Source organism: Microbulbifer mixtoriginis (SeqCode), assembly GCF_052466765.1.
This window is the reverse complement of sequence record NZ_CP174289.1, coordinates 2,648,154-2,665,637: the sequence shown is the minus strand read 5'-3', so window position 1 is coordinate 2,665,637 and position 17,484 is coordinate 2,648,154. Positions and strand designations below refer to the sequence as shown.

General features: G+C 53.7%; 14 protein-coding genes. 3 read left to right on the top strand and 11 right to left on the bottom strand.

The annotated features are described in order from the left end of the window. Positions 1 to 158: 158 nt before the first annotated feature. Positions 159 to 1,661 carry a tetratricopeptide repeat protein gene (locus ACJJIV_RS11825; protein ID WP_444889076.1) on the top strand — a complete coding sequence of 501 codons (1,503 nt, stop codon included), beginning with the start codon at positions 159 to 161 and terminating at the stop codon, positions 1,659 to 1,661. A gap of 80 nt (positions 1,662 to 1,741) precedes the next feature. On the opposite strand, the gene map is transcribed toward ACJJIV_RS11825, so the two are convergent. Together map and ACJJIV_RS11815 are read right to left on the bottom strand one after the other, a co-directional pair. Beyond that, positions 1,742 to 2,518 carry a type I methionyl aminopeptidase gene (gene map, locus ACJJIV_RS11820; protein ID WP_444889075.1) on the bottom strand — a complete coding sequence of 259 codons (777 nt, stop codon included), beginning with the start codon at positions 2,516 to 2,518 and terminating at the stop codon, positions 1,742 to 1,744. After that, positions 2,511 to 2,717: a ParD-like family protein gene (locus ACJJIV_RS11815; protein ID WP_152455728.1), complete on the bottom strand. Its 207-nt coding sequence runs from the start codon at positions 2,715 to 2,717 to the stop codon at positions 2,511 to 2,513. Before ACJJIV_RS11815 ends, map begins: the two co-directional genes overlap by 8 nt. Before the next feature lie 154 nt (positions 2,718 to 2,871). Here ACJJIV_RS11815 and ACJJIV_RS11810 point away from each other — a divergent pair, with 154 nt between their 5' ends. Beyond that, positions 2,872 to 4,575 (top strand): phytoene desaturase family protein, encoded by a 1,704-nt coding sequence (locus tag ACJJIV_RS11810; protein ID WP_444889074.1) that lies wholly within the window; start codon positions 2,872 to 2,874, stop codon positions 4,573 to 4,575. A 74-nt stretch (positions 4,576 to 4,649) separates the two neighbouring features. Here ACJJIV_RS11810 and ACJJIV_RS11805 read toward each other — a convergent pair whose 3' ends face one another. From ACJJIV_RS11805 to ACJJIV_RS11780, 6 genes are all read right to left on the bottom strand, one after another. Next, complete coding sequence (locus ACJJIV_RS11805) at positions 4,650 to 5,243, bottom strand: OmpA family protein (protein WP_444883153.1); 594 nt, start codon at positions 5,241 to 5,243, stop codon at positions 4,650 to 4,652. Between the two features lie 73 nt (positions 5,244 to 5,316). Beyond that, positions 5,317 to 5,964 carry an HAD family hydrolase gene (locus ACJJIV_RS11800; protein WP_444889073.1) on the bottom strand — a complete coding sequence of 216 codons (648 nt, stop codon included), beginning with the start codon at positions 5,962 to 5,964 and terminating at the stop codon, positions 5,317 to 5,319. A gap of 14 nt (positions 5,965 to 5,978) precedes the next feature. Then, positions 5,979 to 6,344: a hypothetical protein gene (locus tag ACJJIV_RS11795; RefSeq protein ID WP_252083806.1), complete on the bottom strand. Its 366-nt coding sequence runs from the start codon at positions 6,342 to 6,344 to the stop codon at positions 5,979 to 5,981. 50 nt (positions 6,345 to 6,394) lie between these two features. Next, positions 6,395 to 7,141: a 16S rRNA (uracil(1498)-N(3))-methyltransferase gene (locus tag ACJJIV_RS11790; protein ID WP_444889072.1), complete on the bottom strand. Its 747-nt coding sequence runs from the start codon at positions 7,139 to 7,141 to the stop codon at positions 6,395 to 6,397. Between the two features lie 135 nt (positions 7,142 to 7,276). Next, on the bottom strand, positions 7,277 to 10,408 hold the full coding sequence (locus ACJJIV_RS11785) for an efflux RND transporter permease subunit (RefSeq protein ID WP_444889071.1): 3,132 nt from the start codon (positions 10,406 to 10,408) through the stop codon (positions 7,277 to 7,279). Next, a complete protein-coding gene (locus ACJJIV_RS11780) occupies positions 10,408 to 11,649 on the bottom strand; it encodes an efflux RND transporter periplasmic adaptor subunit (RefSeq protein WP_444889070.1) in 1,242 nt (413 codons plus the stop codon). Before ACJJIV_RS11780 ends, ACJJIV_RS11785 begins: the two co-directional genes overlap by 1 nt. Positions 11,650 to 11,944: 295 nt before the next feature. On the opposite strand from ACJJIV_RS11780, the gene ACJJIV_RS11775 reads away from it, so the two are divergent. Beyond that, positions 11,945 to 14,299, top strand: a complete 2,355-nt coding sequence (locus tag ACJJIV_RS11775) for a Tex family protein (protein WP_444889069.1) — start codon at positions 11,945 to 11,947, stop codon at positions 14,297 to 14,299. Between the two features lie 91 nt (positions 14,300 to 14,390). On the opposite strand, the gene ACJJIV_RS11770 is transcribed toward ACJJIV_RS11775, so the two are convergent. The 3 genes from ACJJIV_RS11770 to ahcY form a co-directional block, all read right to left on the bottom strand. Further along, positions 14,391 to 15,056: an RluA family pseudouridine synthase gene (locus tag ACJJIV_RS11770; protein WP_444889068.1), complete on the bottom strand. Its 666-nt coding sequence runs from the start codon at positions 15,054 to 15,056 to the stop codon at positions 14,391 to 14,393. A 69-nt stretch (positions 15,057 to 15,125) separates the two neighbouring features. Next, positions 15,126 to 15,965 carry a methylenetetrahydrofolate reductase [NAD(P)H] gene (gene metF / locus ACJJIV_RS11765; RefSeq protein ID WP_444889067.1) on the bottom strand — a complete coding sequence of 280 codons (840 nt, stop codon included), beginning with the start codon at positions 15,963 to 15,965 and terminating at the stop codon, positions 15,126 to 15,128. A 61-nt stretch (positions 15,966 to 16,026) separates the two neighbouring features. Continuing rightward, positions 16,027 to 17,412, bottom strand: coding sequence for an adenosylhomocysteinase (gene ahcY / locus ACJJIV_RS11760; protein ID WP_252083815.1), 1,386 nt, complete (start codon positions 17,410 to 17,412; stop codon positions 16,027 to 16,029). Positions 17,413 to 17,484: the final 72 nt, after the last annotated feature.

Genomic DNA, 17,484 nt, shown 5'->3' with positions numbered 1-17,484 from the left:
TGAGAGACATGCTGTCACCATAGGCCAAGGAAGGCGGGGCAGACAACACCTATACCAAATGGCCATATGATTTGGCATGTACTAAACGTATATGCCTCTATAAAATCCCGCCCCTTTAATTGGCTCAAGCCTCTCCGCACTTTTATTAGAGATATTCCATGAAAAGCAGAGTTTACTGCCTTATATCCTTTCTATTGCTATCCGTCTTAACGGTATCAGCCTACGCCAGAGATTGGGGGGAATATAAAAGCACTAACTTTACCGTCTACTCCGATGTTTCATCGAAAAAAGCTGAGGCCTTATTGCGCGAGCTGGAAAAATTTCGCAGTGCCTCACTTATGGTAACAGGCATGGAAGATCGCCCTGAAAACGCTAGGCTTAGGGTCTATCACTTTAATAAGTCTAGAGAATTTGAAAAATTCTCCGGAAAAAGAAGTATCGCAGGCTTCTACATCAATACCATCGATGGCCCCTTAATTTTTTCCCAGGAAAACAAACGTGGCATATTGAACGGCCAAGCAATCATGTTTCATGAATATGTTCACCATCTTATGCGTGAGCGCGGTTCCATGCGTTACCCCAGGTGGTATTCAGAAGGCTTCGCAGAGTTGCTAGCCAGCGCGACTATTGATCAGGATTCCATCACCATCGGCAACTTCCCTGAGTGGAGAGCTTACGATTTGGAAGAGGGTCCCTTGAAAGCCAGGGAAATTCTTCAGCCGGATTACAGTAGAAAGGGTTGGAAACATAGCAGTCAGTATTACGCCAGTGCATGGTTATTATTACACTATTTATTTTTCAGCGAAGATGCCAGAGAAAATGCATACCATGAAAAAACCAAAAAATACCTGGCAGATATCAATAATGGTGGAGATCCACTAGATCTCTTTACACAACATTATGATATCCGAGAGGAAGATTTAGATATCGCATTAACTCGTTACCTGAAGGAACGGCGTCTGTCGGGCTACAAGGTTAATCTAACCAAAAACGCCTTTAAAATCGAAAAGCGCAAACTGAACCATAATGAAAAATCCCTATTATTGGCGGAGCGAGCGGTTGACCTAGAAAGATACGATCAGGCGTTAAGCTATCTGAATAAAGTAAAAAAAGATGCTGCCAAGTTACCTGGAGTTATCGCTCTGAAAGCGAATCTATTAATGCACAATCAGCAGGAGGCTGCGGCACAGGCTTTACTTCAAGAAGTATCAGAAATATCTGATTTGAATCATACAGCAGCAACGAATCTATCTGTTTACCATTTATATAGCTTACATGATACGCTTGAATCCCGGCAATGGGATGAGGGGAGCTATACCAAAACGGTGCACTATGCAGATATGGCTATAGCGCTAAATCCGGCTTCCCTATCGGCTTACCAGTACAAATGGATGGCTCAGCAGTACAAAGGCGAAACTGTTGCCGCACTTAAAACCATGATGGCAGCCTATCAGAAGAATCCAAATAGTATTGAAATAAATAGCGCTATTGGCTTTCACCTCGCAAAACTTAAAAAGCCAAAACTTGCAAAACCATTTCTGGAGAGAACTCTGGCCTGGTCCCACAATCACAAGGTTCGATCACGCGCTAAAAAATTGCTCGATTGGGTAGCAAAGGAAACCTCCACTGACAGTGGAGTGAGTTCAGGACAGGTATCCTGAGTCCGAGCGCTAGATCAAGCGCATAGCACGTAGAGAATTGCTCTCTACGTGCTATGAAAGCGAAGAAATTAGCCTCTCCTCTAACTCTTCTTTTCCTCTTCCCGCAAAGTCAGCACTTCATATCCATCCGCCGTAACCAGCACTGTGTGCTCCCACTGCGCGGAGAGCCTGCCATCTTTGGTCACCACGGTCCAACCGTCTTTTTTGAGTTTGGTTTTGCGATTGCCCTGATTGATCATGGGCTCAATCGTAAATGTCATTCCCTCGCGCAAAACAGCTCCGCTGCCCGCTCGGCCAAAGTGCATTACCTGGGGTTCTTCATGCATTTCACGGCCAATACCATGGCCACAGTATTCACGCACCACACTGAACCCGCGCTTTTCAACATACTGTTGAATCGTATGGCCCACATCACCAAAAGTCGCGCCGGGCTTTACAGTGTGAATACCGGCCCACATGGCATCGTAGCAACACTGCACCAGTTTTTTGGCAATGGGAGTCACATTACCGATCATATACATCTTGCTGGAATCGGCGATATAACCGGACTTTTCCAGGGTTATATCCACGTTGACGATATCGCCATCGCGCAACGCCTGTCCCTCCCGAGGCATGCCGTGGCAAACTACCTCATTAATCGAAGTATTGAGAGAGTAGGGATAGTCGTATTGCCCTTTGCTGGCCGGGCGCGCCTGCAACTCCCGGGTAATAAACGTTTCCACCCGGTCGTTAATTTCCATGGTAGTAATACCCGGCTTCACAATACCATCGAGCATGGCGAACACCCGGCTCAATAATTCACCGGAGTTACGCATCAACGCCTGTTCCCTGGCGGTCTTTATTTTTATGTTATTCACGAGTGAGCTCTTCCAGAGTAAATGATTCGGTGCGCAGTAGTTTCTTGCACAACTGGCTGTAACTGAGCTCTGGATTCAGCTCGGCCAACATGCCGATCTTTATCCAATACTCGGCCTGGGCGTTAATAGAACGCGCCAATGTTGTACTCGCTTTACGGATTTCATCATGTAATTCATCCGAGATCTTAACGATACCCATTTTATACACTGCATATATTATTCATATACAAAGTGTATATTTCTTTTCATTAGAAGTACAAGCCGACCAGCAAGATCAAAAATATGCAACTTGTTGCATAGTCAATATTTGAACGATATGGTTGAGAGATAAAAACAATAGTGATGAGGCCACCATGTCCGAAACCACCGAGAAGAAACGCAGTGCCCCCAAGCCCAGCCGCCTGCGTATTGGCCAGCGTTACCGTGCCAGTCGCTTGAACGGCCCCTACGATGCCCTGGTAATCGGCTCTGGAATCGGCGGCCTGACTACTGCGGCTATGCTGAGTGCCACCGGTAAGAAGGTACTGGTCCTGGAACAGCACTACACCGCCGGCGGCTATACCCATGCCTACGACCGCAATGGCTACGAATGGGATGTCGGCGTGCACTACATTGGCGATGTGGGCGAGCATCCGACCATGACAGGCCGGATTTTCGACTTTATCAGCGGGGGTAAGTTGCATTGGGCGCCGATGGACAACACCTACGATCGCATTTGTATCGGCGAAGAGCAGTTTGATCTGCGCGCCGGTCGCCAAACGTTTATCGATGAACTGGTTAAACATTTTCCCGACGAGCGGGAAAATATCGAGCGCTATCTGGGCCGCCTCAACGAGGTGGCCAAATCCATGCAACGCATTGCGATGGAGAAGCTGTTTCCCGGCTGGTGCGGCCCTCTCCTGCGGCTTTGGCGTAAACTGCGCGACCCCTCCTGGCTGAACAAAACCACCCGCGAAGTGCTGGCTGAAATCACCAACAACGAGAAACTGATCTCCGTACTCACTGGCCAGTGGGGCGACAACGGCATGGCCCCGGCACAGAGCAGTTTTATTATTCACGCCCTGATTGCCAAACATTATTTGTATGGGGGTTACTACCCCGTGGGCGGTGCCAGCAAGATTTCCGAGACCATTATTCCGCAAATTCAGGCCAGTGGCGGCGATGTATTTACCTATGCCAAGGTGGAGACCATTCTGTTAGACGGCAATAAGGTTCGCGGCCTGCGCATGAGCGATAGCACCGAAATCGAGGCACCCGTGGTGATTTCCGGAGCGGGAGTATTCAATACTTTCGAAAAATTACTGCCCCAGAGTGCCAGTGAGCGCCTCGGTTACCTGCGCGACCTGAAAACCGTCACTCCATCTATGTCTCACCTGTGCCTGTATATCGGCCTGGAAAAGACCGCCGAAGAACTACAACTACCGAAAACCAATTACTGGCTCTATACCAGTGAGAACTACGAGGAGGATATGCAGGCCTTCCTGCAGGATAGCGACAAAGATATTCCGCTAGCCTATATCTCTTTCCCCTCGGCCAAGGACCCCACCTTTACCCAGCGCTATCCTGGGCGCGCCACTATCGAAATCGTTGCACCAGCCAATTACGATTGGTTCGCCCAGTGGCATGACAAACCCTGGAGCAAGCGCGGTGATGACTATGAAGCCCTGAAAGAGGCCTTCAGCCAGCGTTTATTGGAGCACCTTTACAAGCATTTCCCCCATCTGCGCGGGCAAATCGATTACTACGAGTTATCCACACCGCTGTCGACAGATTATTTCTGCTTCTATCCACGCGGTGAAATTTATGGCCTCGACCACGATCCCAAACGTTTTGAACAGCGTTGGCTGAGACCCAAGACACGACTCAATGGACTCTATCTCACCGGCCAGGATGTGATGAGTTGCGGTGTCGCCGGGGCAATGATCTCGGGGGTATTAACCGCTCAAAGTATTCTCGGCTTGCGCCAGGGGGCGAAGTTGATGCGCCAGGTTATTAGTGGGCAGCCTTTTCAAACACCGGCAAATAACGGTGAGGCGCTAGGCAAAGCATCCACCTGATTTGTCGGCAATAACGCTCATTCGGCAACTGTAATAATAAAAACCCGGCGATCAATGCCGGGTTTTTATTAAATTTATGGGCTCGGAGATGTGTTTAATCGCGGCAATCTGCTCGGCATTCGATCGAAGTTCAAGACGCGGATAACCAGGCGTCGATTTTCCCTTTGCCCAGCCTTGCTCTCGTTATCAGCGATAGGATCTGTATCGCCATAGCCCTGTGCACGCATGCGGTCGCCATCGATACCGCGCTCTATCAAAAAATTGCGTACCCAGTCTGCGCGCCACTGAGAGAGGTGCAGGTTTTTCTTTGGGTCACCGTCATTATCCGTGTGCCCCTCAATCGTAATACGCATCTCGGGGAAATCGCGCATGATCACCAATAGCGCCTCCAGATCGGCGATGCTATCCATACGCGGGGCAAAGCCACCGGGGTCAAACTCCAGGCGCAATCTAAAAGTATCCCCATCTTTACGGGAATTTCCGCGTAAAAAGCGCACCAAATCATCGGCAAAGGGAGCCGCCTGCCGCGCCTCTTTCTCACTGTCTCCGGACTGCACCGCAGACTGAGGCTCAAGGGCATATTTTCTATTGGGATCGGGGGTGGGGCAGCCGGCAAGTAATAGCACCAGCAGGGCGAGATAGCAGACGAATAAAGGCTTGCCCGCCATAGACAAAACTTCCGGTTTGCAGACGTCAAATTCAGTGTAGAACAAGCTGCCGGCGGCAGGAGATATCTAGCCGTTAGAGGAAGTTCAACACCGACATCATATCGCTAACTACCCGAGCACCGCGCTGCTCCAGCTGTGGCGCTCTCTGACTATGGGTGCTGTAGCCGACCACCCGCATGCCGGCGGCTACCGCGGCTTCCACACCGGCGTTGGAGTCCTCCACGACCAGACAGCGCTCCGGCTTCACCCCCATACTGGTGGCCGCATGCAGGAACAGCTCCGGCCAAGGTTTACCGCGGGAAACATCCTCAGCACTGTAGATCCTGCCGTCGAAGTAGTCGTAGAGACCGGTTTTATTTAGGGTGAGATGCATTTTCTGGTGAGAGCCCGATGAGGCCACGCAACTGCGCATGCCGATCTGCTGTAAGTGATCGAGCAAGCCCTCAATACCGACTACGGGTTCCAACTCGGCGTGGAATGCTTCGCGAATACGGCGCTCGGTATTGCCAAAATAATTGTCTGGCAGGGGGCCGCCGAAACGCTTCTCGATTTCCAGTAGGCAGTCCCTGGCAGGCCGGCCGCTGAATTGCTCATCCAGCTCCCCCGCAGTGGTGGCCATACCCAACTTATTCATTTCTTCGGCGAGGATGCGGCAGACGATACTCTCGCTATCCACCAACACACCGTCACAATCAAAAATAATTAAATCTGTGGAAGACATGGGACCCCGTAAAATCAGCGCGCGGAAAGCAGCATAATACCGATAACCACACCGAGTATGCCGCTGATACGCAGGAAGTTTTCATTGCCCTGGGAGATCTTGATGGCCAGCGCCTTGCCGCGCTCAAAACCCATTTGCAGCATATAGGCGCCACTCAGCAGCACCAATACGCCCAGGGCGTTGAAGAGGATATACCAGTGGCGCGTGTCAGCGATCAACAACAGGAAGAGACCGATAAAGATGCGCAGCCAGGCGGAAAAGAAATAGCCCGTTTCGCTGAGTCGCTCACTGATGGTTTGCGCCAACTTGGGCTTGGCAATAACCGCCAGCGACAACAAGACAATCGCGATACCCAATAACCCTACAATCACTCGAATCATAGTTTCCCTTCCTGGTTTTCATCCTATCCAATTTTGGCTTGCGTCGGCTCCTACAGGTCACCCCATTGGAACTGTAATACAGACAGTGCGGCGATAGGCGCGGTTTCGGTGCGCATAACCCTCGGTCCCAAGCGCAGTGGCATAAAGCCGTGGCCCAAGGCCAGATCAATCTCCGCCTGGGACAATCCACCCTCTGGCCCCACCATCAACAGGGCCGAATCCGGCTTGCCATTGTCCGCTTCCCAGCGGCGCAGATCCAGCTCGGTGCGGTGGTGTAATACCAGCTTGGTTTGCGCTGCACCCTGTTGTGCTGAGGCCTGCAGATAGTGCGGTAGTTTTACCGGCTCGGCAATTTCCGGCAACAGATTGCGCTCACACTGTTCACAGGCGCTGATGGCAATCTGACGCCAGTGGCCGAGCTTTTTTTGCAGGCGCTCGCCAGACAGTTTGACTTCGCAACGTTCGCTGAACAGCGGTTGGATGGCCGCCACACCCAACTCGGTAGCCTTCTGTATCACCCAGTCGAATCGGTCACCGCGGGAAATGCCAATTGCCAGGGTTAACGCCAGAGGCGACTGGCGATTATCTTCGCGAAACGCACCAACACCCACTTGTGCACGCTTACCCGTTGCCAGCAACTCTGCACTGTACTCGCCGCCCAAACCGTCGAAAAGAGTAATAGGGTGGCCGGCGCCAAGGCGCAGGACTTTTACCAGGTGCCGGGAAGCGCCCTCATCCAACTCGATTTGCGAAACACCGGCCAGGGCCTGCTGGGAGAAGATACGCGGAATGCGCATGGGTAAAGATCCTGTAAAGCACTATAAAAAAGCCGACAGAGATGTCGGCATTTTGCAGGCGGGTAGTTTAGGCACTAATGCACAGACCAGGCAATGGCGGAAAACCCCCACCATTGCCCGGCGTGAAAATCGCGATCAGGCAGTTTCCAGAGACACCGGAGTGTCAGTTTGCTCCTGGCGCTTGCCTTTCGGACGCAGTACTTCGATCACCTTGTACAGGTTCGGCACCAATACCAGGGTTACCGCAGTGGCAAACAGGACGCCGAAGGCGAGGCTGATCACCATGGGGATCAGGAACTGCGCCTGGATAGAGCGCTCGAACATGATCGGCACCAACCCGATAAAGGTAGTGATAGAGGTGAGGATAATCGGGCGGAAACGATCGCGACCCGCCTGTACCACCGCATCCATCACCGCCCAACCCTGGGCGCGCAGCTGGTTGATGCGATCCATTAATACCAGGTTATCGTTCACCACAACCCCCGCTGCGGCGAGGAAGCCGAGCATGGACATGATGCTGATATCGTGGCCCATCAACAGGTGGCCTACTACCGCACCGAAGAAGCCGAACGGTACTGCGGTGAGGATTAACAGCGGCTGCGAGTAAGAGCGGAAAGCGATGGCCAGCAGGGCGTAAATGGCGAACAGAGACAGCACAAAGAACGCCAGGATCGCACCGTTGAACTCTTCCTCCTCCTGCATTTCACCGGCAGTTCTCAGGGAGAAGCCGGGGAACTGGCGCTCCAGCTCAGGCACCAGAGTCTCGCGCATATCCTTGAGAATTTCCTGCGCAGTGGAGGTATTCGGCGTCAACTCGGCAAACACGCGCACGGTGCGCTCGCGGTTGTTGCGGCGGATGGTGGTGTAACCGGGCACATAGACCGCATCGGCCACCGCAGAGAAGGGCACTTCTCCCTCCGCCGTACGAATACGCACGCGGTCCATCTGCTCTTCGCTGGCGCGCTCTTCCTGCGGGTAGCGCACCATCACCCTAACGTCCTCGCGACCGCGGGGAATACGCTGTACCTCTTCACCATAGAAACCCTGGCGCACCTGCCTGGCCACATCCGCCAGGTTGATACCCATGGTGGTGGCGTGGGGCTTCAGCTGAATTTCGATATCGCGACGCGCACTGGTGAGATTGTCACGCACATCGTAAACACCGGCATAGCTGTTCATCTTCTTCTTCACCGCATCGGCGGCAGCGCGCAATTCGTCCATATCCCCCGAAGCGGTGCTCAGGTTCAGGCTCATACCGTTGCCGCCATCGTTGATGGTGGCATCAATATTGAGGTCTTCAACACTGGCCGGCATTTCACCGATCAGCTCGCGCCAGCGCAACGACAGGGTTTTGGAAGTCACATCACGCATTTCTCCGTCGGTGAGCTGCAAGATCACAAAGATGTTGCCGCGCCAGTTGAACACCATGGAGTTCATTACGAAGGGCTCGCCGTCGTTGAGCTTCAGCATCTCCTCATCGGTAGCGAGCTTATCTGCGGCCTCCAGCACCTGGTTCATCACGCGCTCGGCCTCATGAAAAGGCTCGCCATCGGCCATGCTGGCACGCAATTCCAACAGATCCGACGGTACCTGTGGCGAGAAGGAAGAACCCACATAACCACTGGTAAAGACACTGATGGAAAGTACCAGCGCCATGAAAAAGACCATCACCGTGGTGCGGCTGTTGCCAAGGGACTTCTTGAGCAGCGGCAAGTAGTACTTGTCACCGGCGGTCTTCATGGCCCCGGCGAAGCGGCCACGCAGCTTCTGCAACTTGATACCCAGGGCGGACTTGGCGGGTTGCTCTGGTTTCATGCCCACCAAGTGCGCCGGCAGAATCAGCAGAGACTCCACCAGGGAGAACACCAGACACAAGAGCACCACCACCGGCAGTGCCAACATCATCTGCGCGGTATAACCGGGCAGGAACAGCATGGGGATAAAGAACACCATGGTGGAGGTCACGGCGAAGATCACCGGCGCGGAGACCTGCTTCACGCCCTCTTCTGCGGCGGCCAGACCGGTAACACCGCGATCGTGGGCCGCATGCACGGCTTCCCCCACAATAATCGCATCGTCCACCACAATCCCGAGAATCAGCAGGAAGGCGAACAGCGACAGCATATTCAGGCTGACCCCGGTAATCGGCAGCAACCAAAAAGCACCGAGGAAGGCCACAATAATGCCCACCGTTACCCACATCGCCAGCGCCGGGCGCAGGAACAGCATCAACATGATAAAGACCATGGCGAAGCCGCTTAAGGCGTTGGTGGTCAACAGGTTCATGCGGCCTTCAAAAGCCTTGGAGAAGTCGAACCAGACGTCGAACTCCATACCCGGCGGCAACTGGGTGCGCGCCTCCGCCATAAACGCCTTGATACGCTCGGCAGTGGCCACCACATCCAGCGGCTCCCCCTGAACCACACGCAGGTTCATAGCCGGATTGCCGTTAAAGAGAATGACATTGTTGTACTCCTCGAAGCCATCGCGCACGGTGGCCACATCACGCAGCAGCAGTACAGAGCCATCGGCACGGCTGACTACCGGAATACTCTCGAAGTCTTCGGCGGTATAGGCCTGACCACGGGTCTGCACCTGGATATCACCGCGATCCGAACGCACCATACCCGCGGGCAGATCGAGGGAGGAGCGGCGCACCGCATTGGCCACATCGTTGAAGCTCAGGTTGTAGCGGCGCAGGTCCAGCTCGGAAACCTCGATGGACAGCTCATCCGGGCGCTCGCCCCAGATATCCACACGGCGCACACCGGGAATCAGGGTGAGTTTGTCGCGCAGGTCCAGCGCGGTTTCCTTGAGTTGACGCTCGGAAACTGGACCGCCAATGGCGATCATCATCAGCTGGGTATCCCACTCCTGCAGGCGAATCACCGGGCGCTCAATACCCTCGGGGAAGGTGTTAATACTATCCACCTGCACCTTGATATCGTTGAGCAGACGCAGCTCATCGTAGCCATCCACTGCTTGAACTTCGATAGAGGCGTGGCTGCGGCGAGAGGCGGAGTTCACCTCCTTGATGCCTTTCACCTCAGAGATAGCCTCTTCCACACGCACGGTTACCTGCTGCTCGACCTCCGCCGGGCCGGCACCGGGGTAGGATATTTCCACCTCGACAATACCGGGCTGAATCGCTGGAAAGACCTCGCGATCAATCCCACTGATTCCGAAGAAGCCGCCGATGATGATCATAATCATCAACAGGTTGGCGGCCTTACTGTTGCGCGCAAACCAGGAAATAATGCCGTTCATCAGTGGCCTCCGTGGGCAGCGCTATTCGTGGCTGCGGTCTCACCGGAGGTACTTGAATCGGCTTCGGCATCGCTCTTAACGCTATCGATCAGACCGGTAGGTTTCTCGTTGAGAGGATTAGCGGTCAGTGCCATGCCCTCGCGGGAGTAGCCCAGGCTGGACACCACGACGCGATCACCAACGGCGATATCACCGCGCAACCACACCTGATCGCCGATGCTCTGCAACAGCTCCACAGTTTTGAACACCAGCTTGCTCTCTTCATCCAACACCAGCAGGTGGTCGCCCTCGTGCAGAGCCTGGCGTGGCAAAACCACTATGCCATCCAGAGTGCGACCGGCAATATCGGCTTCCACAAACAGGCCATTCATCAGGGGAACAGCACCCTCATAAGGGTTCTGTACCTGGGCCACGGCATAAATAAAGCGGCTATTGGTATCGATGCTGGCCTCGGTGCGCACCAGCTGGGCACGCCACTCGCGCTCAAGCCCAGCTACCATCGCCCGCAGGCGCACTTCGGGGCCATGTTCGAAGGATTTACCCAGAGGCAGATCGAGCAGTGCCAGCTGTTGATCGGTCAGAGGCAGGCGCACTTCGGCGATGCCGGTGCTGTGGATTTTTGCCAGAGGCGTGCCAGGGGTGATGTACTGGCCCAGATCGACATAGGTCTCCACGACACGCCCGGCAAACGGCGTTTTCACTGCGGTGCGCGCCAGATCGAGTTTGGCTTGGTCACGATCCGCTCGCGCTGCGGCCACTGCGGCCTCGGCGGCTTCAAGGTGTGGCTTGCGCAGAAACAGGGCGTTGGCAGCTTCGCTGCCCAGATTGCGCCACTCGCGCTTGGCCTGCTTGGCGCGACCCTGCTCTTGAGCCAGGGCGGACTTGGCATCGGCCAGCTGTGATTCGGCACGTGTCACTTTATGGATGTAGTCGGCTTGCTCGAGCTGCAGCAATGATTCCCCCTCGGCAAAGAAGCCGCCGGGCACAAAGGCCTCGCCCACACCTTCAATCACACCGCCGACACGGGCCACCACCTCAATTTCATGGCGAGCATGCACGGTGCCTTGGCTCGGTACCAACAGGGTCTGGCGCCCCGGTTCCGCATACAGGACATCCGCCACCGGCGGTACCACCGCCTCCGGTGGTTTTTCTTCCGGCTTGGGCTTCAATAGCACCACCGCAGTAATGGCTGCCGCCCCGATAGCCAAAACGGTAAATAAAAGCTTGTTCTTGCTCGACACTTTCACAGGCACCCTCTACCCCATTCTGTGACCGATACTGGTCAAATTTTAATTAGCGCGCATTCTACTGGAGTTCGACGCAGATAAGAGTCGATTCGGATGCAGGTCGCCGCAGGAGTTTGTGCTTTATCGCAAACCTTCCTCGCTAGCCCCTGGTAACGCATAATGCCCGCCCCAATTTACCGTTGCAGGAGAGACAACGGGCCGCGCAAAGCCAAGGAAACCGATAGGCTATTTCCCGGTCAAACGCCGCTCCTTAAGGTACGAACCCCCGGAAAACGGATATAGACATCAAATGCTGGATATCAACGCTCGCATCGCAGAAGAACTCAACGTACGCTCCCAACAGGTAACTGCCGCAGTATCCCTGCTGGACGAAGGCGCCACGGTGCCCTTTATTGCCCGCTACCGGAAAGAAGTAACGGGAGCTTTAGACGACACCCAACTGCGCACACTGGAAGAGCGCCTGCGCTACCTGCGCGAACTGGAAGAGCGCCGCGCAGCCATCCTCAAGAGTATTGATGAACAGGGCAAACTCACCGCAGAATTAGCGCAGCAAATCAACGGTGCCGACACCAAGAACCGCCTCGAAGATCTCTACCTGCCCTACAAACCCAAACGTCGTACCAAAGGGCAGATTGCCATCGAAGCGGGCCTCGAACCTCTCGCCGACGCCCTGATTAACGATCCATCCCTCGATCCCGCCTCAGAAGCACAGCAATACCTCAACACCGATCATGAAGACGCCTCCTTACAGGTAAAAGACATCAAAGCCGCCCTCGACGGGGCCAAATTTATCCTGATGGAACGCTTTGCCGAAGATGCCGAACTGCTGGGTAAACTGCGGGACTTCCTCAAACGCGATGGCCAGGTTAAATCCAAGCTGCTCGACGGCAAAGAGGAAGAGGGAGCCAAATTCCGCGACTACTTCGAATACGCCGAGGACTGGTCCAAGGTGCCATCCCACCGCGCCCTGGCGATTTTCCGCGGCCGCAACGAGGGCATCCTCGCCATCAGTGTTGGATTACCAGAAGAGGAAGGTACTCCAGCCACCGCCAGCCACCCCTGTGAATCTATGATCGCTCGGCATTTCGATATCAGCGACGAAGGCCGCCCGGCGGACAAATGGCTCGGCGAAGTGGTGCGCTGGACCTGGCGCATCAAGCTGCTTACCGCATTGGAAACTGACCTGTTGGGTGAGCTGCGCGAGAAAGCGGAAGAGGAAGCCATCAAGGTCTTCTCCCGCAACCTCAAAGATCTGCTGTTAGCCGCACCTGCCGGACACAAGGCCACTATCGGCCTGGACCCGGGACTGCGTACCGGTGTGAAAGTTGCAGTGGTGGATGCCACCGGCAAGATACTGGACCACACCGCCATCTTCCCCAATCCGCCGCAAAACCGTCATCAGGAATCCGCCGCGGTTATTGCCGCCCTGTGCAATAAATACAATGTAGGCTTGATCGCCATCGGCAACGGCACAGCCAGTCGCGAGACCGATAAATTTGTCGGCGAGACCATTAAGCAATACAAATTAAATGCGCAAAAGGTGGTGGTAAACGAGGCAGGCGCCTCCGTGTACTCCGCTTCCGAATTCGCCGCGCGGGAATTTCCCGATCTGGATGTCACCATCCGTGGCGCCATCTCTATTGCCCGACGCCTGCAAGACCCGCTGGCTGAGCTGGTAAAAATCGAGCCTAAATCCATTGGTGTCGGCCAGTATCAGCATGACGTTTCACAGACTCAGCTGGCGCGCTCCCTCGACGCTGTAGTAGAGGACTGTGTAAACGGTGTCGGTGCCGAATTGAACTCTGCCTCAGCGCCGTTGTTGGCCAAGGTTTCCGGCCTGACTGCCTCCATCGCCAGCAATATCGTCAGCTACCGCGATCAACACGGCGCCTTTAAAAACCGCAAACAGCTGATGGAAGTACCGCGCCTGGGGCCCAAAGCCTTTGAGCAGGCCGCCGGCTTCCTGCGAATTAATACCGGTGAAAACCCGCTGGATAAATCCGGCGTACACCCCGAATCCTATATCGTGGTGAAACGCATCGCCGAGAAAAACGACCGCGAGATCAACAGCCTGATCGGCGACTCCGCCTTCCTGCGCCGCCTCAACCCGGCGGATTACACCGATGAAAAATTCGGTGTGCCCACCGTTACCGATATCATCGCCGAGCTGGAAAAACCCGGCCGCGACCCACGCCCGGAATTCCGTACTGCGCGCTTCGAAGAGGGCGTTGAGGAAATCAAAGACCTGCGCCCGGCCATGGTGTTGGAAGGCACGGTTACCAACGTCACCAACTTCGGTGCGTTTGTGGATATCGGCGTGCACCAGGACGGACTGGTCCATATCTCCGCGCTTTCAGAAAAGTTCGTGAAAGATCCCCACGAGGTGGTTAAAGCCGGCGATATCGTCAAAGTAAAAGTGATGGAAGTGGATGTCGCGCGCAAGCGCATCGGTCTTTCCATGCGCCTTTCCGACGAGCCCGGCGAGCAGGGCAGCGGCGGTATCAACAAAGGCGACCAGCGTGAAAACCGCCAGGCCCAGCGCTATAACAAGCAGCAGGGCAATCGGCAGCAAAAGGGCGGCCAAGGGAATAGCCGTGGCAGCATGGGCGATCTGTTAATGGCGGCAATGAAGAATAAAAAATAATACGGCGGACCAACAAAAAAAGGGCGATCACCAGATCGCCTTTTTTTATTTAATGAAAAATCAAAGCCGATTGTAAAACTAGCATTAACGATTATTCATCTGAGAATACCTCTGGTAATTCACTGGTAACACTCAGGCGCTCTTGCGTCTCTGGATGCAAAAATTCCAGAGTACTCGCATGCAATAATAATCTCGGGGCCGCAGCTAAGGCTTCTGAGTGTGCATAGAATGGATCACCCAATATCGGGTGTCCCATCGCCTGCATATGCACCCGCAGCTGATGGGAACGGCCTGTAACCGGCAAGAGGCGCAGTAAGCTGCTGTCTGCTGTACTAGATATTTTTTCCCAACGCGTGAGAGAGGGCTTACCCACCTCATGATCCACTTTTTGTTTTGGCCTGTTTGGCCAGTCACAAATCAGAGGCAGATCCACCTCACCTGAGTCTGCAGTGGGTACCCCCCACACTCTGGCAATATAGGTTTTATCGACCTTGCGATTTTGAAAGAGTGTGCTGAGTTTGCGGTGAACTTCCGGGCTCCGCGCCATTACCAACAGGCCCGAAGTATCCATATCCAGGCGGTGCACTATCAGTGCTTCCGGGTATTTTTTTTGTACCCTGCTTGCCAGACTATCTTTATGGGCCGGGTCTCTGCCAGGCACACTGAGGAGACCGCTGGGTTTATTTAAAATTAGAAGGGAGGAATCCTGATAAATGACCGATGAAAAAGGCTCGGTTGGTGGGCAATATTTACGCATTATTTAACTCTTACAACCTGCTAAATACTAATGCCCACACCCGGTGGCACTATAAAATATCAAGGAGGACTAGCGAGCCTCAAGGCCCAGGTCCTTTAAAATACTCTCTGAGGCACCAATCTGATTCATCGTATAAAAATGCAATCCTGGTGCGCCCCCCTCCAATAAGGTTTCACACAGGTCGGTAACTACTTCGAGACCCAGCTTACGGATATCATCGGGGTCGCGATAACTTTCCATACGTTTTTTCAGCCAGCGCGGAATCTCTGCGCCGCAGTTACGCGAAAAACGCACTAAATTATCGAAGTTAATAATTGGCATAATCCCCGGATAGATCGGTGCATCGATACCGGCTTTCTCACACTGATCTATGAAATAAAAATATGAATCCGGGTTATAGAAGTATTGAGTCAGGGCGCTATTCGCTCCCGCCTCAAACTTTCCTTTTAAATAGCGTATATCATCATCATAACTGTTGGACTCCGGATGAATTTCCGGATAGGCGGCAACTTCCAGGTGGAAATGATCGTCAGTATGGCGGCGAATAAAAGCCACCAACTCATTCGCGTAGACCAGTTGCGCCACCGCACCCATTCCAGAGGGCATATCCCCGCGCAGGGCCACAATACGATTTACACCGGCCTCTTTATATATATCTAATAATCCGAGAATGATCTCTTCATTGTCTCCACCAAATGACAGGTGCGGCGCGATGGAAATACCATCTTTGCGCATATTGGTAACAATATTGGCGGTAGTTTCACGTGTGGTACCACCGGCACCATAGGTAACTGAAAAGAATTCGGGATTAAACGCCTGTAAAGCCTCGCGGGTTTTATACAGCTTAACGCGGCCTTCGGGGGTTTTGGGTGGGAAAAATTCGAAACTGATGCGAATGGGATTTTTCATTATATTTTCCAGGCCCTCCGAAATTCAGATGCCGGCACAGCCGGCATCTTTTATGAGGGTATTAATATTTATAGCTTTCGGGCTTATATGGACCGTCGACAGAAACACCAATGTATTTGGCCTGCTCCTCGGTCATACGGGTAATTACTCCATCAAAACCTTCCACCATATAGCGCGCGACTTCCTCATCGAGGTGCTTGGGCAGTACCTTGACATAGAGTGCAGACACTTTTTGATCGGAGGCCAAGTCGGCAAACTTCTCTTCAAACAGGTGAATTTGCGCGAGAACCTGGTTGGCAAATGACCCATCCATAATACGGCTGGGGTGACCAGTGGCGTTGCCCAGGTTTACCAAACGGCCTTCGGACAACAACAGCAGGTGATCATTGGTTTCGCTATTGCGCACTATTTTATGCACCTGGGGCTTCACTTCTTGCCATTCCCAATTCTCACGCATAAAGGCGGTATCGATTTCATTATCGAAGTGGCCAATATTGGAAACTACAGCGCCGCTCTTCAGTGCCGCCAGCATATGCTTATCGCAGACATTGGCATTGCCGGTGGTGGTGACAATCAGGTCAGTATTGGCCAGCAGCTCTTTATTAATGCCTTCGGCGGTGCCGGTGTTAATACCATTAATGTAGGGAGAAACCAGCTCGAAACCATCCATACAGGCCTGCATGGCACAGATGGGATCCACTTCAGAAACCTTTACGATCATGCCTTCCTGGCGCAGCGAAGCGGCGGAGCCTTTACCCACATCACCGTAACCGATAACCAGCGCTTTCTTACCCGCCAGCAGGTGATCAGTGGCGCGCTTGATTGCATCGTTCAGGCTGTGACGACAACCGTATTTGTTGTCATTTTTGCTCTTGGTTACGGCGTCGTTGACGTTGATCGCCGGAACTCTAAGGGTGCCTTCACGCAACATGTCCTGCAGGCGATGTACGCCGGTGGTGGTTTCTTCACTGATACCGTGGCAATTGTTCAGGACGGCGGGGTATTTACGGTGCAGCAGTTCGGTGAGGTCACCACCGTCGTCGAGAATCATATTCGGCTGCCAGCCGGCAACATCGGCACCCACGGTACGCTCTAAACACCACTCGTACTCTTCTTCCGTTTCACCCTTCCAGGCAAACACAGGAATTCCGCGTGCGGCGATCGCGGCAGCAGCGTGGTCCTGAGTGGAGAAAATATTACAGGAAGACCAACGTACTTCAGCACCCAGGGCAACCAGAGTTTCAATCAGTACTGCGGTCTGAATGGTCATATGGATACAGCCCATAATACGCGCACCGGCGAGAGGCTGTTCCGCGCGGTATTTCTCCCGCAGGGTCATCAGCGCCGGCATTTCACCTTCGGCAATTTCAATTTCACGGCGGCCCCACTCGGCCAGTGAGATGTCCGCGATCTTAAAGTCTTTAAATTCAGTGCTCATTTGATTCATTCTTTTGAGTTCCAGTAATGTTCTTTTCACTCACTGAGGCGCCACGGCGCCCCCTGATAGCGACTCACGCTA

What these genes read in the sequence shown, in the direction of transcription:
- ACJJIV_RS11815 (WP_152455728.1), bottom strand. Translation starts at nt 2,717, where the DNA reads ATGGGTATCGTTAAGATCTCGGATGAATTACATGATGAAATCCGTAAA.
- ACJJIV_RS11795 (WP_252083806.1), bottom strand. Translation starts at nt 6,344, where the DNA reads ATGATTCGAGTGATTGTAGGGTTATTGGGTATCGCGATTGTCTTGTTG.
- metF (WP_444889067.1), bottom strand. Translation starts at nt 15,965, where the DNA reads ATGAAAAATCCCATTCGCATCAGTTTCGAATTTTTCCCACCCAAAACC.
- ACJJIV_RS11810 (WP_444889074.1), top strand. Translation starts at nt 2,872, where the DNA reads ATGTCCGAAACCACCGAGAAGAAACGCAGTGCCCCCAAGCCCAGCCGC.
- ACJJIV_RS11775 (WP_444889069.1), top strand. Translation starts at nt 11,945, where the DNA reads ATGCTGGATATCAACGCTCGCATCGCAGAAGAACTCAACGTACGCTCC.
- ACJJIV_RS11770 (WP_444889068.1), bottom strand. Translation starts at nt 15,056, where the DNA reads ATGCGTAAATATTGCCCACCAACCGAGCCTTTTTCATCGGTCATTTAT.
- ACJJIV_RS11790 (WP_444889072.1), bottom strand. Translation starts at nt 7,141, where the DNA reads ATGCGCATTCCGCGTATCTTCTCCCAGCAGGCCCTGGCCGGTGTTTCG.
- ahcY (WP_252083815.1), bottom strand. Translation starts at nt 17,412, where the DNA reads ATGAATCAAATGAGCACTGAATTTAAAGACTTTAAGATCGCGGACATC.
- ACJJIV_RS11785 (WP_444889071.1), bottom strand. Translation starts at nt 10,408, where the DNA reads ATGAACGGCATTATTTCCTGGTTTGCGCGCAACAGTAAGGCCGCCAAC.
- ACJJIV_RS11805 (WP_444883153.1), bottom strand. Translation starts at nt 5,243, where the DNA reads ATGGCGGGCAAGCCTTTATTCGTCTGCTATCTCGCCCTGCTGGTGCTA.
- ACJJIV_RS11825 (WP_444889076.1), top strand. Translation starts at nt 159, where the DNA reads ATGAAAAGCAGAGTTTACTGCCTTATATCCTTTCTATTGCTATCCGTC.
- ACJJIV_RS11800 (WP_444889073.1), bottom strand. Translation starts at nt 5,964, where the DNA reads ATGTCTTCCACAGATTTAATTATTTTTGATTGTGACGGTGTGTTGGTG.